The following is a 24,259-nucleotide window of genomic DNA, read 5'->3' as shown; positions in this document are numbered from 1 at the left end:
CAACAGAAACGCCTGCTCACGCTCAGGTAGCGCCATGATCTGTGACGGTAGGACGCCGAACCGTTGATAGGCGCCATGACAAATCAGCGCCAGCGGGTCCTCGTCCTCGATTATTTTTTTGCTTCATCGACCGCTGCGTTGAACGACATGTCAAGCCCGCTCAACGAGAGGATTTCTGACGAGATTTTCGCGCGTTCACCGAGTAGGAACTGGTTGCGGAGTGCTGCGTCATTCGTCAAAGCACCGGTAGCTTCCCGCAACTCGTCGACAGTCGGCTCGACCAACGCCTTCTCAATCAACGCCAATGATGCGACCGTTTCGTCCATCTCGCCGCTTGTATCAGTTGCCAAGTTCTGCGCCGCCTTGAACTCTTCGTCCGTGATCGGGCGGATTGTGATTGCCGCGCCTGCGTCCTTGAAGCGCTGTGATGGGTAGATGTCGCGGTTGCCTACCGGTTTCATGCCGAGCAACAGTTCGAGTTTCGTTTTCTTAGCCATGTGTGTGACCTCCGTATGTTTGTGTTTAGTGTCGTAGCGATATAAGTAAGAGGGCGCCATTAAGCGCCCTTTGCGTAATTAGCGTCAAACTTCGTCGGCAGGTAGAATTTCATACCGCTCGACTGTGAACTCGAATTCGTCCTCCATGAGCGACCCAGCTTCGAAAGCGATGATTGTGAGGTCCGTGAACTGAACGTTAATCAGACGTACCGCAATCTTGCCCTTCGACGGGTCCTCGACGCTGACGAGTAAATCTTCGAATACAGGCGGTGGTGTGTCGAAATCCTGCGCCGTTGCAAGTGTTCGTTTGAACTCCGAATCCATGAAGTAAAGCCCCATCGACCCTGATAACTCGTATCCCGCGTATTTCTTACCGGGAGTGAGCGTGCCAGTGATCGGGAAGTCCGTATAGTTGTTCGACTGGTTCAACTCGAAGCTTTTCAGGCCGAGCACCTTTCGACCGTTAAGATACGCACTTCCGTAGTTACCAAATACAGGCGTGAACCCATTAGCCATCTAAGTGCCCTCCTTATTGAGTGAAGCCGACGGAGACGTAAACCTCTTCCATCGAATCCACGAATTTGACCATGATTGTGACCGCCAATTGGTCGTCAGCAGTGCCAGCCGGTTTCACGACGTCAATCGTGTATGCCGCGTCGACGATACCTGCCGTCACATAGGCGTTGATGTACGAAGCCAATACACCTTTGAGCGCCAAGCGTTCGTTCGGACCGTTCGGCTTCTTGCCAATCCAGTTGCGCTCGACCTCGCCCTTGATGTCCGCCACCATAACCTGCTTGAGCAACGACTTGCGGATTTTCGTCTTGGCTGTCGTGATGCCACGGATACTGCGGACGATTGCGCCATTGAACTCGTAAGCGTAACCGCCTGCGGCCAATACCGCCTTCACGTCAGCCGGAGCCAAACGCTTGTTGACGTCGATTGCGCCGTCTTCCGTCGTGTACGTCAGTGAGTCAGCCAACGACAATGACGCCAATTGACCTGCGACCTTCGCTGCCTGTTGTGCGCTGGTCAACGTCTCGTCTGCGTATTTCGGCGCATTGACGAGGTTGACGATAAATTCGTCTTGGTGCAACAACGCCGCAGCTACGCCCAAATCGGGGTCAGCGTCACGTGTCGCGTCCCCGCCAAGTACGAGGAACGTGTAGTTTTCGTTCTCTTCGCGCTGTTCTTGTACCCAAGCGACCATCGACGCCAATGCCGCAGTGTCCGGGATGTGGTCGAACGCGACCGCCTCGAAGAACTCCGTCAATAGTGCCGCCTGTGCTGCCTCATAGTCTGTGACGAGCGGTGTCGCCGGAAGTGTACGCACGACTGCGCGGGTTGCCCCGCCGTCAAATGCGCGTTTGACCGTCTTGTATGCTTCTGATGTGGCGCCGAGTCCGTCAGCCGCCGCCGTGCGTGATTCGAACAGGTACGTATTGCCTGCGGTTGCCGGTGCTGCGTATTCCGTCGACAGAATCGCGACGAAGCCGTCTACCGGTGCCAAGCGTTCCTGCGCGATCTCTGCGAACGTGAAGAATACGCCCGGACGCCCCTTATCGTAGTTTGTGAATGACATGCGTCACCCTCCTAATTAGTCATATTAAAAAGGCGCCGTGAGTGCGACGCCCTTGATCGTTTCGTATGCTTCGTCTGAATACGCTGTGAACGTCGTCAGCCGTAATGTGAAATAGTCGCCATCGAGCGCTGTGGATTGCTCCGTCTTGAACGGTTGCCCTCCGGCGATACCGTCAATGCGCCCGATGAGCTTGGTTGCGTCGTCTAGCGGGATGTCTGGTTGGCGTGATAGGCGCATCTTCATGACATCCGTCACACCCTTTACCGTGTCAATCCGCTTGTCGACGTACAAGATTTGATACTGCTTGACCACCTGTATGACATCGGTTGCGATTTGGCTGTAGTCGTCCGGCATACTGCGGATGACCAACGTTTTCTCGACCGGCTCCTTCGGCCATTGATTGAGCACCGTCTTGGCGCCTGCCGGAAGTGCCGACGCAAGGAACGTCTTCAACCCTGCCAACTCCGTTGCTGTATTGGTTTCCGCCACTTACGTCACCACCCTCCTACTTCGCGCTCAATCGCGCGCTCAATCATGCGTTGCCAACGTGCCTGTTGTTGCTCATATGGGACCCGTAAGAACTCCGGCTCACCTGTGACGGCGTGTTTTGATTCTTCGTGAATGAAGTAGGCGTAGTTGAACCCGCCTTTTACCGCGTTTGCCGTCACGCTACCGCTGACTTCTCCGGGGAAGTTGCCTTCTGCGTTGATCACAGCGATGTTCTTCTGTAGCGTACCGGTGTCGTACGGTGCCACGTTTACCGCCTCTAACCGCCAATCGTCGAGCACTTGGTCGATACCGGCTTTGGCGCCACGGTCGAAAGCCATCGGCGTCCGTTGTAATGCCGCAACCAATCGCTCAGTACCTTTCATGCGAAACTGTACGCTCATACGTCCACCCGCAATAACACGCGCTTACCGTTCAAACCGCGAATTGGTGCGATGAGTTTCGGTTGGTAATCCGTCGTGTTGCCGAAGTCGTCCGTATATCGTAGTGTGTCGCCATATGTGACCTGTACCGCCTTGTCGAAGTGGAAGCGCCCCAGTGTCGTCACCTCGTCGCCATTTGGCGTCCGTACGACGTCAGAACGCTCGTCAAACCGACACTTCAGCAGGATTGGCGGTGATTCGACGGGGTATCCGTAATCATCTTCGCCACTTGCCGTGACCTGTAACACTGTTTGCTTTAACGGGATTAACGCCATTTGTCGTCACCTCACAATACGGTCGGCTTGATACGTCCGTCCACTTTCGGTAGGTCGGGGTTGGCGTCGCTAATCAAATCCGCGATATGACGCGGCACTAAGTCAGCCAACTCCTGTTTACCGTTTTTGAACGAGATACCGATACTGCCGCTCAAACTGAATTGGGTGACGCCCTGTTGCGCCAACTTGTTCTGATCGCTGTATACCGTAGCCAAGACCGAAGCAAAGTCGTACACTGCGTCCGCCGGAATCACGTAGCCCCCGTATTTTGACGTGAGCGTACGGTTGGCGATATTGCAGTATCGTTGTTTGCTAGCGGACTCAAGCGACAAATACTCTTCCGGGTCAGCAACGAAACCACCGACATATGCGTCACCTTGCGCCTCGTCAAACGGGAACATAAGCGTCACTCCTTCGTGCTAGCTTTACGACGTGATGGCGCCTTTGGTTTGGCTGGCGCTGGTGCAAGCTCTTGCTCCGCTTCAACCGCCTTTTCCACCTTTTCGTGGATTGGCGCTTCGGCTGGCGCGTCGTCCGCCTTGGTGCGGTTGACGTCAATCAACTGACTCAACGCAAATGATACCTTCGGGTCGTCCGTCTCAAAGAACCCATCTCTGAATTCGTACCGCTCACCGTCTACGTAAAAAGAAAGTGAGCGGTATCGGCTTTCAAACTTCGCCATATACCGCTACCTCCTTATTAAGACAATCCTTTGATGCGTGCGTGCGCTTTTTCTTGGTGCATTTCTAACGTGTATTCACCAACGATTTGCCCCTGCATGTAGTCGCCCTTTTTACCAAGGAACTCATGGAAGAACGAACGGTTTTGTAACGGGCGGATTTTAATGCGCTCCAAATCGATAATTAAAAGTTCATCAGGCGCTAAGTTGTTGTTGAGTGCGACAGGAACTTCGCCAAAATCAGATACGATAACATCAACAATTGTCCCGCGCTTCTGGTCTTCACGCGCAAGTTGTACTTTAGAAGCATCGAATCCTGAGATCTTACGTTTCTGCTTCGCACCGACTAAGACTACATGGTTTGCGCCGGTCTCCATACCGCCAGCTTCGTAGATTTTTTGCAACTGATCATTAATCATCTCGTACGAAAGGGCGGCATTGCCTGCATTCGCGACGTTAGTTTTAATGACTGAACGAATACCGTCCATTTGTCGGATGACACCATCTTCGTACTTGATACCGCCGATGAGGGCTTTTTCAAGTTGTAAAGCAAGTTCTTTCTGTTTTTTCTGTTTTTCGTACTCGTAAAGGTCATCAATTCCATGCTGGGCGACTGCGACTGCTGTACCTGTTACCTCTACTGTTTCGTCGAAGATCTGTGTGATATTTGATTTGCGTGCGCGCTTTTTACTCCGTCCGCCGCGAGCGTCAATCCCCTCATGGCCCTCGTTGAACTGAACGGAAATCTTTGCGCCGTCAGCTACAGCGGTAGGGGTCGTATTAGCGTAACCACGCGAAACTGTTAGTGTTTTAGACAACACGTCTACTGCCGACACAAGCAACAATTCTTCTCCGATTTGGATTACCTGACCGATACGGAATGGTTCTGCGTCAGCAACTGTGATACTTGTGTCACTATCAAGCTTGGCTCCAGCAACTGTTGAAGCATCTGAGAACATCTCATCTTCGAACCACGCATGCTCAACGTTTGCAATTGGTTCAGAGAAACCAAGTAATGAGAGAAGTGGTGTTTGGTGTGGGTCTAGCAATAGTACCTCATCAGTTACAGACTCAACAGCACCGACGATTAATTTTGAGTTATACATTGACATAGATGTTTACCTCCATAGGGTTAAATTAGTTTCCGAGTTCGCGCTTTGCTTTTGCATAGGCGATTTTGTCTTCTGTACGACCTGTTAGACGCGCCTTCTCCGCCAACTTTTCGAGTAGTGAGCGTTTATCCGCTACCACTTCTTGTGTTTGCGCCAAAGGTTTGCCGATAGGTTGTGCAGCGGCTTGCGCCGTTAAAAACGGATATTTGTCAACAAGCGTTTTCATTACGTCATTTGCGTCATATCCTGCATCGGTTTTCTGTAGTTGCGACATATCCGCAAGTTTGATGGCTGCTTCGATGCGGTCTGCGCTCAATCCGTATTCCGCGCTTGATGCCAATGATTTAAATGCCGCCAGCTTACGTTCTTCCTCACGCTCACCTTCGATGGCTGCGAGGCGTTGGCGTAATTCTTCGGCTTCTTGCGCTTTCTTGGCGATTTCTTCTTGGGCACGTTCGACTTCGCCTAATGACGCGAGCCGGCGTTCCTCTTCCGCCTTCTCCAACTCCGCTAACTTGGCGACCTTGTCGTCGTAGTCCGCGTACTTCTTACGTTCACGATCTAGGCGGTCTTTCAAGATACCGTCCAGTTCCTCTTGCGTGAACGTCTTTGGCGGTGCAGGTGTTTCCGCCGGTTCCCCTGCTTGCGGGACTTGCGTTGACTCTACCGTTGCCTGTGTATCGGGTGTTTCGAGTGATTGCGCTTGTGGTTGTTGTTCCATATCGTTACCTCCGCTTAGAGTCCGTCGACTATTGTTTGCCAGCGCAGTTTAACGTCATGTGCCGTAGCGGACCATTGCTTATAGCGTTGGGTTACGTTTACCTGTTGCGAGCGCTTGGCGTCCCGCTTTTTCTTGCGATTCTGCCGTCTGTTGACGGGTTGGCGAGAGTTGCGTCGGGTCAGCATATGGGACGACACTGTGACGGCATTTCGGGTGGAAGATTTGACCGCTCCCGCGTAGTTCATCCAGCGTCATGTATTGTGTGTCGCCTGCCTCCGTCATCCTTACGATTCTGCCGATGTGATACCGGCAAGCGTCTTTAGCTGGTGGCCCGATAATCACGCCGTACTCGACACCGCGCTCTACCGCCTCGACACGTGACGCCTCCATATGCGCGCCCTTTTGCTTCGTAAAGACAAGCATGTCGATATACCGGTCGACGTCCCAGCGCCGTCCTTTGCTATCGGTGAGTGCGGTGTTTGCCGCATCCCCCAGCTTTTTGCGTAGTCGGCGCAATACGTCCGCCTTGATTTGCTTGGCGTTGTTGTCGCCGCTACCGAGTGTGGCGCGGATACCTTCGGACATCGCCTCACGCACCGCCCGTTTGATCTGTTTGTCGATGTATGCGTTGGTGGCGAGGATGTCGTTTTGTGTGTCAGCGACCAGTGCCGCGACCATGCGCTTGTGCGGTGTGGTCAATACAGCGTTGATCGTGACGCCGATTGCGTGTTGAGCGGATTCGATGCCGGACAGATACGAAGAGGTTACGGCTTGGGTCGCCTTTTCCGAAGCGACACGGCCAAGTTCCGACAATATCCGCTCGACCGCCTGTAAGCGTGCTTGCGCTACCGCTGCCGAAGTGAAATCCTCGCTCAACAGGAAGTCGTCGAGTTGGCGTTGGATTTCCTTGCGTGCGTTGCGGTAGATTTCGACCAATTGCTTGGCGTTATAATCGTAATCCGGTTGAGGGTACGGTTTTAACGTCGCCATCAGCCGTCACCTTCCGTAACCTCATCGTCAATTGCGTCAAATGCGTTATTGTCAACCAAGTCAGGCGCGTTAAATATGCTTGCGTCAACAGAACCGTTGATACGCTCGTCATCACCGCCGATGGCGTCAATGATTTTCTGCGCCTGCTCGTCGTTCACGCCATCCAAATACTTGATTGCGCCGAGTTGGTCGAGCGTCGGCTTACCGCCAGTACGTAGTCCGGCGACCTCTGCGTCATACTTCTCGTCGCGTGGTAATCCGTCACGCCACAAAATCGTAGGGTACGGCACCTCATATTGGTCGACGCCTAAAGCGCGAGCCTGCTGTTGTTCGAGCAGCTGGGCGTTGTATAGCGTGTCACGCAGCGCCTTGTCGACGTTGTTGCGGATGCGGTTGACCTTCGACAATAGCGGGAAGAATCGCGCCTTGATTGCGCTGGAGTCCGTGTGTGACGTCCCTGTGCCACCGCCGTCCTGCGTGATCGTCGTACCGAACACCCATTGCGGGATTTCCGCCATTTGGAACACCATCGCCAACAACTTGTCAATCAGCTTGAAGTTGAGGTCGAGGTGCGCGTTCCACGTCATGTAGTTCGGCGCCACATCGTCCTTGCCGACCTCGATATACTTGCCGCCTAATGCCACACGGTCGCCACCTAAGTCGGGTCCGTACATGTTCGGGTCAGCGTGTTTTGCGAGCACATAGCTGATTTGCGAGATGGTGTCGTTAATTGTCGCAAGTAATGGGTTGATTTGAGAAATCAGCGAACTGCCCTGCCAATCATCGTCACGCGCCACATAAGGTACGTGCTTGATCAAGAAGTCGCTCACGCCCGTCGAGATGACGTTGTTGGCGAGCGGGATTTCATTGCCGATGTAGTATGTGTTGATGATGACGCCGTTGTCCGCTGTCACCGTTGCAGGCGACACCAACTCGAAGTCGCGATAGACGATGTACCCCGGTAAGTGGCGCTCGACATGCAACACATAGCGTTCCTGCGTTTTAATGATTTTGTTGCCGGGAATCACTTCGACCCAGCAGACGTTGATTGCTTTGAACTGCTTCTTGCCGCCGGTCTCCGTCACTTCCGGGAACACGTTGGCGGGGTTGATTGATTCAATCAGCGGTTCAAGCGTCTGCGGCGGTGGTGTTAAGCCCAACTCTGCAATGCCTGACGTGTCGTGGCGTTGGTCCAATCGGACACGCAACCAACCGTCACCGCGATAACCGAGCGCAGTCACGAATGAATGGCCGGCCGTCGTCAAATCGTTTTCCAACACCACGCGCTGTAAGCCCTTTTGAGCGGGGTCAGCGTCAGGTTTGTCTGTCGAATAAATCGGTGGCTCGCCAAACATGAGGTCGGCGGGTTTCAAACACAAGATTTGCGACAAGTTGATTGCGATGTATAGCTTCTCCAGCTGCGACTGTTGCGGGTTTCCGGTCTCACGTAATAGACTGGCAATCCGGTCATACGTCTCACCGTGTTTCCCGTCAAATATTTGTTCGTTGTACGTATATTCAGCGATACGACCGATGTCGTTAGGGTGCGGGAATTGCGTCCCTTTCGCGAATCTGTCAATGATCACGCCACCACCTCCTTTACCGTTAGTTGTTATTTCAATTACTGTATTGGCATGTTAAAAAGCGCGCGGTTTGTCGCGGACTCGCGCACGGCGCTTCTTCGTCAAAGTCCGAGCGATATGTACCGCATCGGGCAAATCGTCGTGTGCGTTACTGCCGAAACGTTCCATTTGTTCGAGTAACAGCGAGTGTCTGCGCGCCAAAATCAGCTTGCCGACCGCTAAGTCCGGTTCCATCGCCTCAATCCGCAACAACTTGTCACCGCGCGGTAAGTATTTGTCAACGCGAGACGGCGGGTAGCCAATCTCACGGAACATACGCTCTTTCAGCTGGTCGACGATGTAGTCCTGACCCTGCACCGCCTCTGCTGCGATACCGTCCGGTTGCCATTCGTCAGCTACCGAAATGATTTTCGTCATGAATTGATCAATACCGAGCCTTGCGCCCCACGATTCGACAACGTACTCCAGCGCCGTCTCCTTGTGTTTCGCAATGACGGCGATAGCGGAATAGTCGCCCTTTTTCTTACCGAACGCCATATCGACGCCCATAAAGATTTCGTACTGGCGCGATTTGAAGTCGTCCAAGCGTTTCCCGTCGGTGTCCCAATACTGGTACGCGTCGAGGTCGAAGATTGCGCTTTCCGAGTCAATCGGTTCGTTCTGATACTCGGTACTGAACGCCTTGCTGCCGTTGTCCCACTTCCACGCCATCAGCTTGTATAGCGGCTGAACATCGGGCCACAATACTTCGGCGCCCTCGTCCATTTCCGCTTTGTGCGCCACGTAAAATAGCTCGGCGTTGCGGGCGCTGCCCTTGTCCTCGCGGTTTTGGTACAGCTTGCGGCACTCTTCCCATAAATCCGCGCGCTTTGGCGGGGAGATGAGCGCCTTGTATTTGATGGCCTCGAAGTCACTACGATTCTTCATAATCTCGATCAGCAAACTTTCGGCGTGGACGGTCGTGCCCATGAATACGATGGCCGTCTTCTTGCCTTCCGGATCACCGAGCGGAATGACGACCTTGCGGAACCATTCTTTCAATTCCGTCCGTAGTTGTTCCGTGTTGTTGTTCTTCTCGGAGTCGACGTCATCACAGACAATCAAGTCCGGCCGGTTACCGTTCCAGTTACGTCCACGGAGCGCTTGCCCTGAAGATGCAGCCTGCACTAGAGAGAGTTGGCGCTGGCGTCCGTTGTCGAGCGGTTCCCAAGCAATGAACTCCATAGAATTATCGCGCGGATTGAGCTGTTGTTTTTCATCAAGCAGCGGGCCGAAGTCGTTGCGGAGTTTATCGTTGTACTTGAGTTGTAACGAAATCCACTCGATGTTCCCTTTGGCGACATCCGGTGTTTCCGAGATGATAATGATGTATTTGCGCTTGCGGAACACGATTTCGTGCGTCGGCTTGCCCTTCGACAAATACGAAGACTTGGCGTGGGAACGTGGGGCAGCGGCGGCGAGCTTCTTGTTCAACTCTTCGTTGCTGATCGTGTTCAAGATGTCGCACAGTTCGTGGTGAAACGGCGGAGCGACTGCCCCCGCAGGAATCCAGTTACCGGGATTGCCGGGGTTGGCGTCCTCACCGAAATATTCGTAATTGAAAAAGAGTTGGTCCACTTCGGCGCGATGTACGCGCTTCAGTTTGTCCAACTCGTCCAATAACGCCAACAATTCGTCAGCCTCGTAACCTACGTCAACCCCGTCAGCCGCCGCCTCTAAGACGTCAGCCAACGCGTCAATCCGTTTCTGCCGGTCAGCGCGACCGAGCCATTTGCCGTCAATCCACGCCACTCGGCGCCACCTCCCGTAGAGTAGTAATTGGTATGTATTAACCGGCGCCCATAGCTTGTGGCGCCAGTGTAGGCGATTCAGTACCGCCTGCTTGCGAGCAAATAAAAGACCCGCCGTGGTCCGCGTGCTTTCGCAGAGGCGTGGCGGGTTCATGTCAAATACAGGGCCACTTAACTTGCGCCGAGAAATGATTCCCGGGCAAGCCACGCTCTGGGACTTTTTTGAGCGCGTTTCCTCTCGGCCAGTTTAACGTCATGTCGCGGACGGGCTTTCGCCTTTTGGTGCCGACTAATCGGCATGATAAACGCACGACAACCATCGCCGTGCGTGCTGTACCTGTAACCTCCGGAAACGACGACAAAACTCGCGATGGGGCGGGCTATATCGCGTCGACGGTAGGCCACCGCTAGGGTTTCCACGGTGTTACATGTATGGCGCTCGAAACCGAAAGTACCGCCCCGCAAGCTACGCGCAGCTGCGGCTTTTTCGTCAGGTAGCGAGCCTGACCGGTCATCTCATTTGGCTGGCGGAAGCTAACCGCCCATCACGCTCATATACTGCCGAATTTACGCCACTAAAGGCACGGGTTAACCGAAGCCACCCTCAATATTTTATCGTTCGCACTTAGTGGCAGCGAGACTCCAAGCAAACGCAGGTGGGCGGCAATCCACATCTCTTCGAAGACCAACGTAAGTTGGCGTGACGGCTGCCTGTTCCGTCCTCTGCGTCTTACACAATAAGTAACCGTCTCAAATCCGTAATTCGCAGGTTTGGCGCCAAAAAGTCGGAAACTATTTTTGATTTGGCGGATTTTGTGCGCCGGTTGACGCTTGTGCCGAAAAGTGGCGCTTGGGTCAATCAAGTATCACCTCAATCTCAGTCAAATTCCTCACATGCTTGTCACGTAAACCTTCCGGCAATTGTCGGATGAGGTACCAAACTGGTACAAGCAGCGCGTCTGCGACTTGGCGGTATTCTCGTCCGCCACGCAAATACACAATTAGTAGGCGATCGGTATGTGGTGAGTACTTCGCAACAGTGCCACAGTCTTGTAGGTTTACTGTCCATGCCGACAGTTTTGCGTCAATCCACGTACCGTCATCGAGAACGAAATCAGGGTGGCAACCGTTAAGTTCTGGCTCGCGTAGAAATGATAAGCGTAAGTCAGCCAAGATTTCGCTGACCGCGTCCTCAAATAATCTCCCAGCATAAGACGCCTTGTTTGTATCAACGAGAACTTCATCGTAGTTGACTCCACACTCCGTCAGTAAATTGCCCCATCCGCCAAATAACTCCCTAGCGGCATTGACCGCACCACGGTACTTACCTACGACGTTCGTATAGTTCAAAGGTTCGCCATTTGTTATTATATGCAGTGCGAAACGTATTAAGTTGTTTCTATTCCATCCGACAGCGACTTTTGGTTTGTCGTACGGGTGATAGCCTGCATCCGAAAAGATATCGTTAATGCAATACTTTTTCATAGACGCGGCATATTGCGGGAACTCCCGCAAGAAAATATCTTTTGTGTACCTATCGCCGGTAAAGCTGTTTACCGAACGGTTGATTAGCGCCACTAACCGGTGGTATTCGATGTTTTCTTGGTGAACGCGGCTGTTCGGCGGTCTATATTTGACCCCGGCAACCTTCGTTGCGTTTTCGAAACTACCGAAGTGCCTCGCGGCCGCTTCTTTCAGGATAACGTCATACGCTCCGCGACATTTGTGTAGGTGGCGTATTCGACTTACTACCTGATCAGGGTCAGCGAAGTTTGTCGGTGTCGGGCGGTTTGGCGTAATTCCTAACACAGCCAACACGGCGTTTATCCCGCCTGAACGACTAGTTAAGGTACTGTAAAGTTTCGGGTTTTCCCGACGTAACTGCGCCCCGGAAGTAAACCCGCCACTATCATATAATTCTCGAAACTCCGCGATTGCTCGGCGGTAGTTCTCGTCATGTTCCGAAGTATCCCGGTCTATATTGCGTGGGTATCCGAGACGTTCGCGTAAGGCACGGTATGAGTGGTGCTTAAAGTAGCGTCGAATAACGTGGGGCATGTCGGCAACGCGGGTATTAGGTGCCTTGCGCAAAAGTCGGGATACTTCCGCGATAATTTCCGTCTCAGTCATTGAATCGCCTCCTTAAAGTCAAACATGATTTTTGGTGCGCGCAAGTCTGTCGGCTCAACTAACGGGCCGTAGCAGGCGGTGGATGGGGGATTTGCGAAAAGTGTCCGCGTATCACCGTACCACTGCGCCATTTGCGTAATACTGTCGTGAATTGTCGTTGTATATGTTATTCAACTATATGCAATTGAAGCACCACAATCGTCCGTACTTTTACGGATAATATTGGTTATGTCAACCGTTGTATGTGTGACAAACGGCTCTGTTGAGCCACTCACCGTAGTTGCCAGTGTTATATGTATGTTATGCAGCGTCGTGCTTTTGTGTATACAATCAGTGTAAATGGCTCAACCACGCCATTATTGCGTGTATTGCCGTGATAATACCGTGTGTCGAGAGGTACGGTCGTGGAATTATCTACGGTGCGGCACCGGTGTATAAGAAGGTGCATAAATGACGGGCATACTCCGGCATGATCAGTGTGGCGGATTGTTTCTAAAAATAATAGGCGGGTCTCCGGTAGAAGCGCTCTGCGGACTGTGAGTCGGAATCAATCGCCATCCCCGCCAACATCCGCTACCCATACGCTTCTATTATAGCCCCGCCACCTACCGCACTCAAGGCGACTGTTCCGCCTATTGCCGTTTGCTGTCACCCTTCAACGCCTTCAAGCGCTCCTGTAACTCTTCGGTACTGACCGCCTTGCCACTATCCACCGTAACCTCCGTCTGCTTCGTCAACATGCGGTTAGCTTCGAGTACCAGCTTGGCCATCGCAGCATTACCGTCATTAATCGCAAACTCCGCCATAGACGCCATAAGTTCCGGTAGTTTGTCGTGTGTACTGCGGACAATCTCTGCCTTGAGTTCCGCTTCAAACTCGGGCTTGCGTTTCCATTCAAACACGGTACTGCGATGTACTCCGCAACGCTCCGCTATTTGGTCGTATGTCAGGCCACCCTGCTTAGGTTGCGCCAAATACTTGATCGCTATATATTGCTCCGGTTTCAACGCCATGTTACGCTCACCTCCGTCATAATCGCTTATACGCTGACTAGCGCCAACTGGCGTTGGCTTACCGTCAACTTTCGTTCAAACTACGGTATCTGAAATACCGCAGTTTTCCGCATATATAGGCAGCATATACGGTACCTAAATCATACACAACGAAAAATTAAAGTAGTTAATCGCTATTGTTGCCCAGCTTTGCTGGCAACCCGACGTCAGTCGGTAGGTGTTTGTAACGCTAATAAAGTTCGGGCGCGCTCTTGTATAGCGTTAGTTACCGTGATCTACGTATCACCGGTTAACTGTCGGTACTGACATATGTAACGTTACTGGCGTTATCAAACACTTAAAACCTAGCACAGTCGTTTCACTTCCTGTGCGACTATATAATAGGAAGCGTTTAGTCACTTTACCGCCACCACCCGCAACCCTCTGCATCCTACCGACACAATGGCGTCAACTACCGTATTATTTCCGAAGGTGGCGTGATGGTGTTTCCTTTTATTGGTAGCGATTAATGTGTTGGTGCCGGCAGTATGCACAGAACTAGAAGGTAGATGGTGGTCGATGACGCTATAAACGTTGATAATAAGCCATTTATAGGAGTTTGTGAAATGTTGCGTTTAGTCGTTTATGAACCCCTAAACCCCGTACCTTTAGTCGTTTATGCCCCCCACAAGATTTACCAATTATACGTCATTTCACGTTTAAAATATATTTTACGTGTTGTCGGTAATAAAAATAGACGGGAAATAATCACTCCCCGCCCACAAACAGAATCTTTTTATGCCGTCAGCATATCGTAAACCGACCGGTGATTGTCGCCTTGTAACGTGTACCATAATGACGTAACGCCGTTTTCTTTGTCCCATTTGAAGCTAGTGAGCGGCGCGACAAACTCGCCGTCAATGAGCAGCGAACCGGAAACTAACATTTGCGTGAAGAGCATAGATGTCGCTACCTCACACTTGAACGTTACTCGGCGCCCGTTCTTCGCTTTAAATATATGCACGTGATCACCGTCTTCCGCGATAAAACTCTCTTGCGCCAGTTGTACCGGCAATTTGCGTCCGCACTCGGTCTTTAACTCAAATTTTTGTGGCATAAGCCCACCTCCGTTTTAATTTGACAGGCGCCAATACGACGCCCGTCCGTCACTTGCTGTCACTCTCCGTCCAACGTACCGAAAATGTCACGTATCGTCTGCACACGCCGATTCCGGTGGTCCTGCCGCAGTAACAAGTCCGGGTGCACCACGTATCCCTCGCGATTCAGCGTCGTCATGCGTATCATCACGCCCGCTTTACGGCACTCGCGTAGGTGGCGTTTAACGGTGCTCACGTCCACGCCGATTGCGTCAGACATCTCAGCCACCGTCATGATACCGATGTCGTAGTTACCGCCCTCTACGTCCACGTCCGCATGCTTGCTGATGAAGCACAGGTCCTTATGGACGAACGGTTGCAGCTTGTACACGAATCCTGCGGTTTCCAGCGGCACGTCCGCCATTAGCGTCGACACACCGTCCTTGTACGTCTTGGTGAATTTCTTGCGCGTAGGCACCGTCACACCGTGCGTATGGAACGCTGGCTCCGCAAAGTATGCCACCCTACCGGAAATCCGCTCCTTGCGCAGCACACCCAGCTCACACAACGCATTTAACGCGTCATCCGAGTGTTTGCGGGACTTACCGACCGTCTCCGCGATTTCAGCGGCAGACAAGTCGATACGACCGCTTTCCTTGTGCTTGATGTGCGGCAACAAGCGCATGATGACGCCAGCTTGTGTTAGCGTCATCTTCCGCAGTACCGTGATCAGCGCCTTGTGGAATGTGACGACAAACAACCGCTGACTGTCGTAACCTAAATCACGATTGATGCGGTTCCGAAAGGCCGCTACTTGCGAAGGCGTCCGTATGCTTGCGTCCTCTAACAACTCTCCGGTCTCTCGGTCGACCGCCACGTACCGCCTTGTTCTCGCCTGACTAATATCTACCGTCAAAAACAACACTCCCGTACCGTATTTTGTCGACAAATTACACTCGACATAGTATATAGGCGGTTTTAGGGCGAAATTAGCAGGTTTTTGCGAAATTTGTGGATAACTTTCGTTCGACAAGTGTCGAGATTTGTCGGAAAGTGGCGGTAAGTCACGCAAAAAAGGCGCACGACGGCGCCATTTATAATTAAATCACTCTCAAAAACGACTTCTTTTTCTTTATCTCGTCTTCTAAGTCTTGATATTTTTCTTTCCAATGATTAGCCCAATGTATTGCTTTTTCTAAATCATCGTCCTTTTTCAAGATTTTCGCTTCAAGAGAATCGAGTAGTTTCGCAGTGCGTTCCGCCACGTGCTCTAAATCCTGATTATTTCTTTCAACTTTAGACGTTGCTTCTAGTACAAGTGCTTGAAGCTGAGAAATCTGTTGTTTATAGTCTACTGATCTAGCTAGCTCCACCCTATGTTCTCTGCTGACGTGGTTAAACCTAAATTTCACATCTTTTAATTCATTTTCAAGGCGTTTAATATCTTTTTCATACTTTTGTTTTTCATTTTTAGTTACACCTTCTTTTTGGTGTCCTTTATTTTTCTTTTCGTATTTAACCCACGCATACTTCAGTTCATTTAACTCTACAGACGTATCACTGCAATTGTCTTTTGTATTGTACGCAGGTCGGTATTTGCTAATGAAGTACAATTCCACAATATTCATGTCAGCGCGACTTGGTAACTCTATATAGTCTACACGCGTTGTTTCCTCATAACAGGACTGAGGTAAGTGTCCAGATTTACTGAAATGTGAATTTATCCGACTATCCAAACTTGTTGTTCTACCTACATATATAACCTCAAATTCGCTATTCAAGAACCGGTATACATAAAACAAACTAATTCCTCCCTTATTCGACTGGCGCAGCCTCACGCAAATTCACACGGCCACCGTTCTTTTTGAATACAATCTGCTGTCGACGCATCCTGCACAATGAGTCGGCGTATACATTATGCTCGCGCTTCTTATGCGTGATGACACATTTGTTAAATTCTTTGAGCATTTTGCGTAATTTGCGTAATGTCTTGTTTAAAAACTTTGCGTTCGGTCCGCTAAACTCTTTACCGCTGTTAATCACGTCAACCACCGACTTACAATCGCTAACCACCCGTAGATTGACGATATGGTAGCGTCTAGCGTTCCAAATTAGGGCATACAGTGCATCAAGTTCTGCTTTTGCGCTGTTATCGTTTATTTGCGTTGATGTCGTACGAAACAGTAGCCGATTATTTGGCGTCACGATCACGTTAGACAACACTGAGTCGTTACCCTTCACTGACGCGTCACATCGCGCTACATACGGTTTTTGCATTGAATTATACATTATTACGTCACCTCACGTTTAAGATTAAGGCGCCAACTTTCGCCAGCGCCCGCCCACATCCTTATACAGCCAATCCCGCCCACGCTTCGCTGTCACCGTCACCAGCGACCAAGAACGCCAAACTGTCGCCACCTACGCGAACCCACGCGCCCAAAGGCAACACCGCAGGCCGCCAACTCCCTCTCACGCAAGCCTCGTAACCCTGCGTCATTTCGCTGTACTGGTAGGTTGCCGAGTCGCCCGCGCCCAGCAACCGGTAATGTACGTAAGGTTCCGCCCTCATACATCCTGCCGCTTGATCAGTGTTCAATAGCGTGTCTGCGTCCATACCTGCGGCCAACACCGTCACACCAGCGACCCATTCGCCGTTGATGCGCCCGATTCCGGGGATTTGCGCCACCTTGCCACTAATCAGCTGGTGGCGTAGTTCGAACGCCTGTGCGACGGGCATTGGCGCGGTGTTGCGTAGCTTGCCGTTCTTGAGTGCGATTTGTAACGTGTACATGCGCATACCTCCGTTTGATTGTCGGTAAAATCATAATTTTATTGGACTCGTTTTCTTGAACTCACGTTTTTCTTAGTCGCCTGAATTTTCCTGTGAAGTTCTTTCTTTTTCTTCCGTTCTCTTTCTTGTCTTCGCTTTTCATAAAAATCGTAAGAAAACAATCTCGAAAACATCTTCTCCACTCCCCTATAAAATTTATCATTTATCGGCGCCAAACTCCGCCTGCATCTCACTAACCTGCGCCACACTCCATAGTGGCCGTCCTGTCGCAGTCTGCGCAACCGGCGTCAACAAGCGCCCATTGTCGCGTTTGTACCATACCGCCACCACACGTCTATCAAGCGCCAACTCGTCGGCTAGCTCCGTGATCGTGTAGTAAGTCGTCCTTGCGTGTGCCTGCGTGCTCTGCTCCGTCTGCTGCTTCAAATTCCGTTTCCTCCCCGTCAATCTCCGTAGTAGCGATGAAGGCGACAACCAGCGTCACCATCACGCTCCACCATAACCACCACTCTGCGCTAAGGTGCGCTGACTTACCGACGAGCGCGTAAGCCATCAGTATGCCGGCACCTAACGTCAACATTCGTTTGATTTGCATGTCCGAAAACCTCCGTAGGGCTGCGTGACATGGCGCCAGTGTTGTGGTACACTCATAGTGTCGAATTACGAGTCGTGTGGCGCCTGCCATGCGGCTTTTTATTTTGTGTAGATACTTACCGCGTATACCGCCTCTTCAAAATCGTCGAAGATGTCGACCATCTCGCCAGTTTGCGTCAGATAGCGTTGAGTTCCGTAGCGATGGTCGATTAAGCTCGGTTCCTTGTGTCCGAGTAAAGCGAGTACTGCATTGACTGACTGGCATTTGTCGTACGATACTTCGATAGTTTGCGTCATTCCGTACACCTCCGTTTATAGTAGGATTACGCTTATTACGCAAATTACGTAACCCTTGACTATACTTTACTGCTGGGTGTTGATAATGTCAACAGTCAATTTGTATTTATTTTACAAGACGCAGCTTCAGCAGGTTCGTCGTCGTTTTCATTCTCGTCAAATTCAACAAAACAACCACAACCACCCACATCATGAATGTCGATTTGGTTCGATTCTTGTTGTATCTCTCGGTTTAAGTCTCGAAGTGGAAATGGTTTTGTAACTCCTTTTCTGGATCGCTTCATAAAGCTGTATGTTGTAAATTCAATCAAACCTTTTTCCATAGTAAGCGCTGGAGATACGTAAACTTTAGGTTTTTTAGCGCGCCCGTAGAAATAGTCTCGATAAGCATCATCCAATTGACGATACAAGAAATCGCGGTACTCTTCGTCAATTTCATCGTCAGGAATCTTCTTGATATACCTGAAGGCATCTACACAAACTTTAAGATGGTGCTCTTGCTCCATCAGTTCTTTGAATACTTCAGGCATCTGTTCACGTAAATTACGATGGTGACCCATACCTGCCTTTACACATCTGCCCATACAGTTGTTATGAGCGAAGCCCATCTTATACAGACGTGGCTCTGTTAAGCCATACTTCTTTAATATCTCAGCATTATCAATTACCTCTTCAATCATAGGCATCACGACTTCAAACGGTTTCCAGTTTTTGCGGATTGGGCCTTCTCGGTGCATTTCTTCCCAGCCGATACCGAAGTACAACGTAGCGTCCGTCACAAAATCATCCGACTTCAAGTATTGCTTGTTACGCCACTCGACAATTTCTGGCTCAATACCTTTTTTGAGGAACTGGCGAGCCACTCGCATCTTCAAAACCTTAGAACAATCCCCGATACGTGAGTTGAACACCAACTTCTTCTCGAACATCAACTCAATGGGATTTAACCCTTCCGCATGTGTCAACATAGGCAATTCAAGCGCATCTGACGCTTCATTGATAAAGCGGTACAGGTCGTCATCTTCCCACTTTGTATCAGTGAAATACAACACAATGTTATCCTCCGGGTACTTAGTTTTGACCCAATCAGCAACCGAGAATGAAGACTTACCGCCACTAAAGAATATGATGTGATTTTTCAAATTAGCCCTCCTATATCGAAATAAAGGCGGTAGGTGTCATAACCCGCCGCCAGTGTCGTCAGTAATCGTAAACTTGCGCCACACCGCCACGTCCGCCTTGCCGTTCACAAAGTCGCGGTACACCTTGCATCGCGCCTTGTTCCGCTTCTGCGCCTGCCGGTCGAGCAACGTCATCTCGTAGACTGTGCGTGGTCTGCGTGTCGACGGCCAATGGGCGACACCACGCGTGTCATACGGTGCCTTGTCGTCTAGCGGTGAAAGTTCCCGTTCGCGCGTCTCTAGCTGTCTTGGTGAATGTATCGGGTATTCATCATTCGCCTTGTCGCGGTATGTGGACGTAAACTCTTCGTGAAAAACGGAATTGGTCAAGCGCTCGATCAGTGCGTCATATCCCGCAAGGTGGCGGTATAGTGCGAGGTCTTGGCATAGCGTGTGCAGGCGGTTCAGGCGGTCAGGGCGTGACAACTCGCCAGCTCGCGTGGCTTGTAAGATGGCGGCGGCTTCCGTATTGATGCGTGCCCACGCTTCTGCCGTCTCGCCTACCGTCAAATCATCGTCAAATTGGCTCAATGGCGTCTACCTCCGTATTTTGCGTAATATGCGCATTGATTCGTTCCGTGAGTAATGTGTGGTACGTTTCATCGAGTTCAAAACCGATGTAATTGCGATTGGTATTGAGGCACGCAATGGCGGTTGTACCGCTGCCCATGCAGTTGTCTAATACGACGTCACCCTCGTTCGTATAAGTCTTGATTAGATACTCAAATAGTGCGACTGGCTTTTGGGTTGGGTGTAACTTTTGTTTATCTCTACAAAAACTAAGTACTGTTAGCGGGTACCGTTCCCCATTTGATTCTGTTACAGCACCGCTGTCATTACCGTAGTTAGTTCCGTGATGCCCCTTTTTTGTTTTGTATGCTTTAAACCCCGTCCGCATCTGAGGAAAATAATTAGGTGGTTTTTTATAAAAGACCAAAATATTCTCGTGGTCCTTTAGTGGCATCTTTTTAGCGTTTAAAAATCCTGTACCCGCATCTTTCTGCCATACCCACTCATATCTAAGTAGCTTTAGGTTGCTGGCCCCTAACACTTTGTCAAACGGTGTTTGAGCTGTTAGCACAATAGCCCCGTTGTCTTTAATTACACGTGCATACTGTTCCCATAGTTTGTCCAAAGGAATGATCGAGTCCCACTTATTGCGCGTGGTCCCATAAGGCAAATCGCACAGAATCATATCTACCGACTTGTCCGGGATGCGCTTCATACCTTCCAAACAATCTTCGTTAAACACCTGATTTAGTAATTCATTCAAATGGCGTCTACCTCCGTCAATTTTTGTGTTATGTCAACTGCGTTTATTGGCGTAATTTGCGTCATACTACCGGTGTAGGTTCGTTGGTGTCGAGCGTTAGCGTCAAACTGGCGCCTTCCATCGTGAATGTTTGTTCTACGATAAGCGCGTCACCGCGCCAACTGGTTTTAGCGGACGGTTCGGAAGCTACGAAGCCTAACGCCGTCAATGCGACAACCAACTCGTGGTGAGTCGTGTCCGCAATTACCGTTTCTGCGACAATCTTCATCAGCGCATACCTCCGATTTCTGCGTCACCGAAGTCCCGGCGCAACTCTGCGTCAGTCTCCGCCATCTCCGCTTGCAACAAGTCCAAGTCGTGCGCCAGTTGCAACAACAACTCCGGCTCGATTAGCGACATGTCAAAATACTCCGCCACCTTGCAGTCGACGTATGCACTCGCAAGCTCCTTAACCGTGTCAGCGTCAGTGGCGTAACCGTTGGCGCCAAGCAGGCGCTCGACCAGCTTTTCATCAACTACGATATTTGTTTGTACCGTGATCATGCGTCCACGTCCTTTCTGCGCGCCACAAACGAGTGGTCGCCATCCTCCGCCATTCTCTTAAACTCCCGCACCAACGCATTGAGCGCCCGACCTTCGTTGATGTGCGCCACCTGCGGAGCCACGCCAAGCGCAGCCCCTACGTCAGCAAGCGTCAGCCCGTCCACGTACCGCAAGTCGATGACTTGGCGCTGTCGTTCCGTCAACTTGGCGTTTTCTAGCACACGATTGATGTCGAGCATGAGTGTGGTGGCGTCGATGTCGCCGTCCTCCGCCATCTGGCGGAGCTTGGGGATTTCGTTAAGCAGGCGTTTTACCGCCTTTTGCGTATCTAGCGTAATCAGTGTCGACAAGCGTGACACCTACTTTCTTCTATGTTATAGTCAAATTACGTGTAATCGCGCTATTTGCGCCAAACAACTTATATGTGAAGGAGTGCCGCCAATGCCACGCACCACAGCTCAATTTCGCCCGAAATTCGAACCTCTCGCAGAACAGCGAGGACACGGCAAACACTACGTTGCGATTGACAAAAACCGCCGTCTCATGTTCTTAAAACGCGCACAAGACGAATTCGGCTTAACTACCGGCGCCATCTTCCAAGCCTCGCTTGATCGCGATGAAACGACCGGTGACATCTATTTAGGTATCCGCAAGTTGGGCGCAACTGTCGCCACTAGCGCTACCGACCGCAAGATTGATTCACGCAATTACTCGCTAGCCATCGCCATTCACGACAAGCTACTGTCATACGGCGTGACTAATTGGCCTGCGCGATTCAACCGTGACGACGGTGTTGACGCCTTTGACGATGCTGGCGAAGCGATTACGTATTTCCGTCTGATTCGGTGAGGCGCTTGGACTCGATGTCCGCAATCAGCATGGCGATATTTGCTCGCAAGTCAACGGTGTCTCCGTCATTCGGAATAACGTAGTCTGGCTCGAAGTCCGCAAAGTGTGATTCCGTCTCATGCGTCAACAACACGTCATCCACAGGCTCGCCAAGTGCTTCTAGGCGGGCTTTTCGTGTGTCTGCGTGACACTCTACTTTGACAATCACAAAACCGTTAGCCCGCGCCCATGCGTATTCATTCGGTTGGCGTAGGTCGTCGATGACAATCGGGTCGTCCGGGCACGTAGCTGTGATGTTGTCCGCAAGGTGGCGTACCCAGACGTCAGGGTCGATTTGACGGCAAAGCTGACCGAAATGTTGGTACAGCGCGCGGGGCTTGACATCACTACTACCAAAGAGCGCTTCAGCGTACATTTTCAATAAGCATCCGAATGATCGCCGTACAAAACCGTGATGTGCCGCCAACAACCGTGCGGCTTCGGATTTGCCTGACCGCATGGGAGCGTAGATTGCGATACGTATCGGTTGGTTTGTTGGTTGGTTGCGTTGTTTATCGGGCATCTTCGGGTACCTCGTCTAGCGGGATGCAGGCGTCGAGTTCGGCGGATAACGCATAACCGGCACCAACGCTTTCGAAGAAAGGCGCACCAATATGCGAGAGGATGACTTCGATCGCCATGTGGTTTCTTGAGTCGAACCCGACTTTGCACCAGACGCCGCCGTCATTCTTAAACGCACCGACCCATTCGTCCGGTTTGTCGCGCATGGCTTGGCGCACGTCGAACGGTTTTTTGATGTACCAATCGTCCCTGAAAACGTCGTTAACGTTGACTACCGAAAGGTTTTCATGGTGCATCGGAGTCGGTACATAATAGAGTCGGTCGTAGCTGGGGTCTATTCTGTACTTTTCGCCAGATTCCGCATAAACTTCTTCTCCGTCTAGCAACCGCCGTAGTGCCTCACGCCCATTAATCTTCTCATAACGTGTCATATCCATAACGTTACCTCCGTAGTTTAGACGCTCAAACGCTAACTCGCGCCTTAATGTGTGGGTGCGCCTGATAGCCGACCACCTCGAAATCTTCGTACTTGAAATCGTCAATGTCCGTCACTTTGCGCTTAATGCGTAATTGTGGCAAAGGGTACGGCTCTCGCGTCAGTTGCAATTTGGCTTGTTCAACGTGGTCTGCGTAGAGGTGGGCGTCACCTAACGAGATGATTAGCTCGCCAACTTCTAAATCGGTAACATGCGCAATCATCTCGGTAAGAAGCGCATATGCAGCAATATTGAACGGATTTCCGAGTAGAGCATCGGCCGACCGCTGATACAACTGACATGATAACTTCCCTTCGTCGACGTAGAATTGGAAAGCGAAGTGGCACGGAGGTAACGCCATTTCCGGTAAGTCACCGACATTCCACGCGTTGACCATTAGGCGTCGACTATTTGGGTTGCGCTTGATTTCGTCGATGACGTTAGCGATTTGGTCGATTTCGTTTCCTTTGTGGTCACGCCATTTACGCCACTGGACGGGATATACCGGACCTAAGTCGCCATTCTCGTCGCTCCACGCTGACCATATTTTAACGTTGTTATCGAGCAGGTACTTGATGTTGCCGTCGCCACGTAAGTACCACAAGACTTCGTGGAATATCGAAGGTATGTGTAGTTTCTTCGTCGTAACTAACGGGAAACCGTCTTGCAAGTTAAAGCGCATTTGATAGCCAAACACGCTGTAAGTACCGGTACCTGTGCGGTCATCACGGTACTTGCCGTGATCAAGAATATGTTGAAGTAAATTGTGATACTGTTTCAATCGACATACACCACTTTCGCAGCTGGCGTAGACGGCGCCACATAGCGGGCTGAATCGTCGATTACTTTTGCATTTCGGACGAACGTTGAATTGTTTCCAGTTGTCGCGTTACCGCCATCCCAACGTTCTTGGACTGTCCTTGTCCGAGCCTCGTCATCAACGTAAGACGGTCCAAGCATAACATCTCCTACCTGCTTACCTTCCGGCGCAATCCCGCCAACCTCGTAGTATTTCGCAGGCACTTCGAGCCCGAGCGCACGACGCAAAGCAATCGCCTTACCGACATGTTCGTTGAATACGTCTGACGGGGCACAGCGGGCGATTCCGGTGGTTGCGTAGGAATTGTCAGACGCAGTTCCGCTAGATGCGTGAATCCACACTTTGGCGACAACTACGCGCTTATTTTTGTTGATGAAGAAATCAATGCGGTCATATAAATTAAATAAGATGACGGTACCCACATGCTCCACTATTTCCGGCGTGTGCGCTGACGAATATCCGCGCCCCAACAAATCCGCCACATCCGCAATTGC

Annotated in this window: 33 protein-coding genes and 1 pseudogene; 1 reads left to right on the top strand and 33 read right to left on the bottom strand. The window is 51.1% G+C overall.

Translation table 11 applies throughout. From position 1 onward, the window contains the following. Positions 1-110 precede the first annotated feature (110 nt). From KNO94_RS13970 to KNO94_RS13835, 29 genes are all read right to left on the bottom strand, one after another. Entirely contained in the window at positions 111-497 is a 387-nt protein-coding gene (locus KNO94_RS13970; protein ID WP_214780711.1) for a phage tail assembly chaperone, read from the bottom strand. Positions 498-581: 84 nt separating this feature from the next. Continuing rightward, on the bottom strand, positions 582-1,013 hold the full coding sequence (locus KNO94_RS13965; RefSeq protein WP_214780709.1) for a phage tail tube protein: 432 nt from the start codon (positions 1,011-1,013) through the stop codon (positions 582-584). Between the two features lie 13 nt (positions 1,014-1,026). After that, positions 1,027-2,079: a phage tail sheath subtilisin-like domain-containing protein gene (locus tag KNO94_RS13960; protein ID WP_214780701.1), complete on the bottom strand. Its 1,053-nt coding sequence runs from the start codon at positions 2,077-2,079 to the stop codon at positions 1,027-1,029. A gap of 24 nt (positions 2,080-2,103) precedes the next feature. Then, a complete protein-coding gene (locus tag KNO94_RS13955; RefSeq protein ID WP_214780699.1) occupies positions 2,104-2,568 on the bottom strand; it encodes a hypothetical protein in 465 nt (154 codons plus the stop codon). Between the two features lie 5 nt (positions 2,569-2,573). Further along, positions 2,574-2,969 (bottom strand): hypothetical protein, encoded by a 396-nt coding sequence (locus KNO94_RS13950; RefSeq protein WP_214780697.1) that lies wholly within the window; start codon positions 2,967-2,969, stop codon positions 2,574-2,576. Then, a complete protein-coding gene (locus KNO94_RS13945) occupies positions 2,966-3,283 on the bottom strand; it encodes a hypothetical protein (RefSeq protein ID WP_214780696.1) in 318 nt (105 codons plus the stop codon). The genes KNO94_RS13950 and KNO94_RS13945 overlap by 4 nt, the downstream gene beginning before the upstream one ends. Before the next feature lie 11 nt (positions 3,284-3,294). Then, a complete protein-coding gene (locus KNO94_RS13940) occupies positions 3,295-3,684 on the bottom strand; it encodes a hypothetical protein (RefSeq protein WP_214780694.1) in 390 nt (129 codons plus the stop codon). Between the two features lie 5 nt (positions 3,685-3,689). Then, positions 3,690-3,965: a hypothetical protein gene (locus KNO94_RS13935; protein WP_214780692.1), complete on the bottom strand. Its 276-nt coding sequence runs from the start codon at positions 3,963-3,965 to the stop codon at positions 3,690-3,692. A 17-nt stretch (positions 3,966-3,982) separates the two neighbouring features. Then, positions 3,983-5,068, bottom strand: coding sequence for an SU10 major capsid protein (locus KNO94_RS13930; protein ID WP_483299178.1), 1,086 nt, complete (start codon positions 5,066-5,068; stop codon positions 3,983-3,985). A gap of 31 nt (positions 5,069-5,099) precedes the next feature. Next, positions 5,100-5,795, bottom strand: a complete 696-nt coding sequence (locus KNO94_RS13925) for a scaffolding protein (protein WP_214780688.1) — start codon at positions 5,793-5,795, stop codon at positions 5,100-5,102. A 78-nt stretch (positions 5,796-5,873) separates the two neighbouring features. Further along, positions 5,874-6,671: a phage minor capsid protein gene (locus KNO94_RS13920; RefSeq protein WP_214780686.1), complete on the bottom strand. Its 798-nt coding sequence runs from the start codon at positions 6,669-6,671 to the stop codon at positions 5,874-5,876. Between the two features lie 113 nt (positions 6,672-6,784). Continuing rightward, a complete protein-coding gene (locus tag KNO94_RS13915) occupies positions 6,785-8,371 on the bottom strand; it encodes a phage portal protein (protein ID WP_214780684.1) in 1,587 nt (528 codons plus the stop codon). Positions 8,372-8,422: 51 nt separating this feature from the next. Then, positions 8,423-10,159, bottom strand: coding sequence for a phage terminase large subunit (terL, locus tag KNO94_RS13910; protein ID WP_353047867.1), 1,737 nt, complete (start codon positions 10,157-10,159; stop codon positions 8,423-8,425). 854 nt (positions 10,160-11,013) lie between these two features. After that, the gene (locus KNO94_RS13905) at positions 11,014-11,643 is read right to left on the bottom strand and encodes a hypothetical protein (protein WP_214780682.1); all 630 of its coding nucleotides are present in this window, start codon (positions 11,641-11,643) and stop codon (positions 11,014-11,016) included. A 1,277-nt stretch (positions 11,644-12,920) separates the two neighbouring features. Further along, a complete protein-coding gene (locus tag KNO94_RS13900; RefSeq protein ID WP_214780680.1) occupies positions 12,921-13,301 on the bottom strand; it encodes a phBC6A51 family helix-turn-helix protein in 381 nt (126 codons plus the stop codon). A 775-nt stretch (positions 13,302-14,076) separates the two neighbouring features. Then, positions 14,077-14,397, bottom strand: a complete 321-nt coding sequence (locus tag KNO94_RS13895) for a hypothetical protein (protein WP_214780678.1) — start codon at positions 14,395-14,397, stop codon at positions 14,077-14,079. A gap of 59 nt (positions 14,398-14,456) precedes the next feature. Beyond that, positions 14,457-15,254, bottom strand: a complete 798-nt coding sequence (locus KNO94_RS13890) for a replication/maintenance protein RepL (protein ID WP_214780676.1) — start codon at positions 15,252-15,254, stop codon at positions 14,457-14,459. A 223-nt stretch (positions 15,255-15,477) separates the two neighbouring features. Next, positions 15,478-16,179, bottom strand: coding sequence for a GIY-YIG nuclease family protein (locus KNO94_RS13885; RefSeq protein ID WP_214780674.1), 702 nt, complete (start codon positions 16,177-16,179; stop codon positions 15,478-15,480). Positions 16,180-16,192: 13 nt separating this feature from the next. Further along, positions 16,193-16,654: a ribonuclease H family protein gene (locus KNO94_RS13880; RefSeq protein ID WP_285800796.1), complete on the bottom strand. Its 462-nt coding sequence runs from the start codon at positions 16,652-16,654 to the stop codon at positions 16,193-16,195. 73 nt (positions 16,655-16,727) lie between these two features. Continuing rightward, positions 16,728-17,171, bottom strand: coding sequence for a hypothetical protein (locus tag KNO94_RS13875; protein ID WP_214780672.1), 444 nt, complete (start codon positions 17,169-17,171; stop codon positions 16,728-16,730). A 198-nt stretch (positions 17,172-17,369) separates the two neighbouring features. Continuing rightward, on the bottom strand, positions 17,370-17,498 hold the full coding sequence (locus tag KNO94_RS15385) for a hypothetical protein (protein WP_285800795.1): 129 nt from the start codon (positions 17,496-17,498) through the stop codon (positions 17,370-17,372). A gap of 10 nt (positions 17,499-17,508) precedes the next feature. Next, positions 17,509-17,766 (bottom strand): hypothetical protein, encoded by a 258-nt coding sequence (locus KNO94_RS13870; protein ID WP_214780670.1) that lies wholly within the window; start codon positions 17,764-17,766, stop codon positions 17,509-17,511. Positions 17,767-17,864: 98 nt separating this feature from the next. After that, positions 17,865-18,062, bottom strand: a complete 198-nt coding sequence (locus KNO94_RS13865; RefSeq protein ID WP_214780669.1) for a hypothetical protein — start codon at positions 18,060-18,062, stop codon at positions 17,865-17,867. A 95-nt stretch (positions 18,063-18,157) separates the two neighbouring features. Beyond that, on the bottom strand, positions 18,158-19,204 hold the full coding sequence (locus KNO94_RS13860) for a hypothetical protein (protein ID WP_214780667.1): 1,047 nt from the start codon (positions 19,202-19,204) through the stop codon (positions 18,158-18,160). A gap of 36 nt (positions 19,205-19,240) precedes the next feature. Then, positions 19,241-19,774 (bottom strand): hypothetical protein, encoded by a 534-nt coding sequence (locus tag KNO94_RS13855; protein WP_214780665.1) that lies wholly within the window; start codon positions 19,772-19,774, stop codon positions 19,241-19,243. Further along, entirely contained in the window at positions 19,761-20,468 is a 708-nt protein-coding gene (locus KNO94_RS13850) for a DNA-methyltransferase (RefSeq protein ID WP_214780822.1), read from the bottom strand. Before KNO94_RS13850 ends, KNO94_RS13855 begins: the two co-directional genes overlap by 14 nt. A 109-nt stretch (positions 20,469-20,577) precedes the next feature. Continuing rightward, complete coding sequence (locus KNO94_RS13845) at positions 20,578-20,784, bottom strand: hypothetical protein (protein WP_214780663.1); 207 nt, start codon at positions 20,782-20,784, stop codon at positions 20,578-20,580. After that, positions 20,784-21,059 carry a hypothetical protein gene (locus tag KNO94_RS13840; RefSeq protein WP_214780661.1) on the bottom strand — a complete coding sequence of 92 codons (276 nt, stop codon included), beginning with the start codon at positions 21,057-21,059 and terminating at the stop codon, positions 20,784-20,786. Before KNO94_RS13840 ends, KNO94_RS13845 begins: the two co-directional genes overlap by 1 nt. After that, complete coding sequence (locus KNO94_RS13835) at positions 21,056-21,409, bottom strand: sigma factor-like helix-turn-helix DNA-binding protein (RefSeq protein ID WP_214780659.1); 354 nt, start codon at positions 21,407-21,409, stop codon at positions 21,056-21,058. The genes KNO94_RS13840 and KNO94_RS13835 overlap by 4 nt, the downstream gene beginning before the upstream one ends. A 91-nt stretch (positions 21,410-21,500) precedes the next feature. On the opposite strand from KNO94_RS13835, the gene KNO94_RS13830 reads away from it, so the two are divergent. Next, complete coding sequence (locus tag KNO94_RS13830) at positions 21,501-21,908, top strand: hypothetical protein (RefSeq protein ID WP_214780657.1); 408 nt, start codon at positions 21,501-21,503, stop codon at positions 21,906-21,908. Here the strand turns inward: KNO94_RS13830 and KNO94_RS13825 are convergent. The 4 genes and pseudogenes from KNO94_RS13825 to KNO94_RS13810 all read right to left on the bottom strand — a co-directional run. Further along, positions 21,883-22,470 carry an AAA family ATPase gene (locus KNO94_RS13825; protein ID WP_214780655.1) on the bottom strand — a complete coding sequence of 196 codons (588 nt, stop codon included), beginning with the start codon at positions 22,468-22,470 and terminating at the stop codon, positions 21,883-21,885. The two genes, KNO94_RS13830 and KNO94_RS13825, sit on opposite strands and share 26 nt — an antisense overlap. Beyond that, positions 22,460-22,906 (bottom strand): hypothetical protein, encoded by a 447-nt coding sequence (locus KNO94_RS13820; protein ID WP_214780653.1) that lies wholly within the window; start codon positions 22,904-22,906, stop codon positions 22,460-22,462. The genes KNO94_RS13825 and KNO94_RS13820 overlap by 11 nt, the downstream gene beginning before the upstream one ends. Positions 22,907-22,931: 25 nt before the next feature. After that, on the bottom strand, positions 22,932-23,726 hold the full coding sequence (locus KNO94_RS13815; RefSeq protein WP_214780651.1) for a thymidylate synthase: 795 nt from the start codon (positions 23,724-23,726) through the stop codon (positions 22,932-22,934). Then, positions 23,723-24,259 (bottom strand): annotated as a pseudogene (locus KNO94_RS13810) (hypothetical protein); the annotation flags it as partial. The gene KNO94_RS13815 and the pseudogene KNO94_RS13810, both read right to left, overlap by 4 nt.

The sequence above is a fragment of the Exiguobacterium sp. s22 genome (genome assembly GCF_018617455.1).
GTDB lineage: Bacteria > Bacillota > Bacilli > Exiguobacteriales > Exiguobacteriaceae > Exiguobacterium.
This window is presented reverse-complemented; position numbering and strand designations above follow the sequence as displayed.

Bases quoted from the DNA above. Each gene is read 5' to 3' on its own strand.
- KNO94_RS13870 (WP_214780670.1), bottom strand. From the start codon at position 17,766: ATGCAAATCAAACGAATGTTGACGTTAGGTGCCGGCATACTGATGGCT.
- KNO94_RS13845 (WP_214780663.1), bottom strand. From the start codon at position 20,784: ATGAAGATTGTCGCAGAAACGGTAATTGCGGACACGACTCACCACGAG.
- KNO94_RS13935 (WP_214780692.1), bottom strand. From the start codon at position 3,965: ATGGCGAAGTTTGAAAGCCGATACCGCTCACTTTCTTTTTACGTAGAC.
- KNO94_RS13905 (WP_214780682.1), bottom strand. From the start codon at position 11,643: ATGAAAAAGTATTGCATTAACGATATCTTTTCGGATGCAGGCTATCAC.
- KNO94_RS13875 (WP_214780672.1), bottom strand. From the start codon at position 17,171: ATGTACACGTTACAAATCGCACTCAAGAACGGCAAGCTACGCAACACC.
- KNO94_RS13930 (WP_483299178.1), bottom strand. From the start codon at position 5,068: ATGTATAACTCAAAATTAATCGTCGGTGCTGTTGAGTCTGTAACTGAT.
- KNO94_RS13825 (WP_214780655.1), bottom strand. From the start codon at position 22,470: ATGCCCGATAAACAACGCAACCAACCAACAAACCAACCGATACGTATC.
- KNO94_RS13820 (WP_214780653.1), bottom strand. From the start codon at position 22,906: ATGGATATGACACGTTATGAGAAGATTAATGGGCGTGAGGCACTACGG.
- KNO94_RS13925 (WP_214780688.1), bottom strand. From the start codon at position 5,795: ATGGAACAACAACCACAAGCGCAATCACTCGAAACACCCGATACACAG.
- KNO94_RS13830 (WP_214780657.1), top strand. From the start codon at position 21,501: ATGCCACGCACCACAGCTCAATTTCGCCCGAAATTCGAACCTCTCGCA.
- KNO94_RS13880 (WP_285800796.1), bottom strand. From the start codon at position 16,654: ATGCAAAAACCGTATGTAGCGCGATGTGACGCGTCAGTGAAGGGTAAC.
- KNO94_RS13840 (WP_214780661.1), bottom strand. From the start codon at position 21,059: ATGATCACGGTACAAACAAATATCGTAGTTGATGAAAAGCTGGTCGAG.
- KNO94_RS13850 (WP_214780822.1), bottom strand. From the start codon at position 20,468: ATGAAGCGCATCCCGGACAAGTCGGTAGATATGATTCTGTGCGATTTG.
- KNO94_RS13945 (WP_214780696.1), bottom strand. From the start codon at position 3,283: ATGGCGTTAATCCCGTTAAAGCAAACAGTGTTACAGGTCACGGCAAGT.
- KNO94_RS13960 (WP_214780701.1), bottom strand. From the start codon at position 2,079: ATGTCATTCACAAACTACGATAAGGGGCGTCCGGGCGTATTCTTCACG.
- KNO94_RS13940 (WP_214780694.1), bottom strand. From the start codon at position 3,684: ATGTTCCCGTTTGACGAGGCGCAAGGTGACGCATATGTCGGTGGTTTC.
- KNO94_RS13950 (WP_214780697.1), bottom strand. From the start codon at position 2,969: ATGAGCGTACAGTTTCGCATGAAAGGTACTGAGCGATTGGTTGCGGCA.
- KNO94_RS13895 (WP_214780678.1), bottom strand. From the start codon at position 14,397: ATGCCACAAAAATTTGAGTTAAAGACCGAGTGCGGACGCAAATTGCCG.
- KNO94_RS13970 (WP_214780711.1), bottom strand. From the start codon at position 497: ATGGCTAAGAAAACGAAACTCGAACTGTTGCTCGGCATGAAACCGGTA.
- KNO94_RS13900 (WP_214780680.1), bottom strand. From the start codon at position 13,301: ATGGCGTTGAAACCGGAGCAATATATAGCGATCAAGTATTTGGCGCAA.
- KNO94_RS13865 (WP_214780669.1), bottom strand. From the start codon at position 18,062: ATGACGCAAACTATCGAAGTATCGTACGACAAATGCCAGTCAGTCAAT.
- KNO94_RS13965 (WP_214780709.1), bottom strand. From the start codon at position 1,013: ATGGCTAATGGGTTCACGCCTGTATTTGGTAACTACGGAAGTGCGTAT.